The 959-nt window shown below is 42.5% G+C and carries 2 protein-coding genes; both read right to left on the minus strand.

The window, feature by feature from the left end; translation table 11 throughout:
• Nucleotides 1-211 (minus strand): hypothetical protein (locus A3738_RS15040; protein WP_156504285.1); only part of this gene is annotated, 211 nt, incomplete at its 3' end.
• 4 nt (nt 212-215) lie between these two features.
• Nucleotides 216-782, minus strand: a complete 567-nt coding sequence (locus tag A3738_RS15045) for an NnrU family protein (protein WP_068473495.1) — start codon at nt 780-782, stop codon at nt 216-218.
• Between the last annotated feature and the right edge of the window lie 177 nt (nt 783-959).

Raw genomic sequence — 959 nt, forward strand, 5'->3', positions numbered from 1 at the left:
ACATATCTAGCGTTCCAGAGAGCTCACCAAAGTACACAACCGAACCCAATATAGCAGCCTGGACAGCGATAACATGTAGCGCCAACTCTCCAACAGGCCATCCTGCAAGAAAGCTAAACACCATAAGTTTAGGGTGATGATAAATTGGTCGAAGCACATTAAGCGCTAAGATGAAGCTCAGTAAAGCAAAGAGAAAAAGAATAACGCCCAAAACATTACCCTCCTACTTGAATGACCGGCACACCAAACAAGCTTGCATGGTTCATCACCACTAACATATATGCAGCCAAACCAATCACAACGACAAGCGCATCCTTCCATATAGGTTGGGGATCATTAGCCATCGTTTGACCTCGTTTTTTCACACTAATCATGTCGATGACGGCGTATGCGAGGAACGATCCAAACAAAATTAACGAAGCAACATCACCGTTAGCTAGCAAGTGCCCTAAGGCCCACAACTTCACCGCGATCAACATTGGATTTTTCAATTTGCACTTAATATTTGAAGAGATATACGCTGCAGGCAGAATCACAAACGCTAGCAAAACCAGAAGCATTGTAATGTGCTTAAAAAAACTAGGAGGCACCCAGACTGAAATAAATGGTGCTTGCGCCTTACCGACGACGATCAAATAGAACCCTGCAATTGATCCCACACTGAAGAGCGCTTTGTATGGCAGCTCGCCAAATCTAGAAACCAAATTACCACGAATGGTTTGCTGTACTGGTAATAAATGAAAACCAAGAAAAATGGTTAAACCAAGAACAAGAATTGCCATGACATCCCTCCTTTTTTATTTTCCATTAGCATACGCATTCGGCATGCTTATGTCAGTGACAGAGCAGATAGGTTTTTTAGTTTTCTCTCACTAATTCGTTGAGTAGAGGCAGATGGTTCAATTGCTAGATCAGCAATTTAAACCTTTGACATGAAAAGTTTCGGGCCCAATTCAGGG

The organism is Oleiphilus sp. HI0066 (genome assembly GCF_001635725.1).

What these genes read in the sequence shown, in the direction of transcription:
- A3738_RS15045 (WP_068473495.1), bottom strand. Translation starts at nt 782, where the DNA reads ATGGCAATTCTTGTTCTTGGTTTAACCATTTTTCTTGGTTTTCATTTA.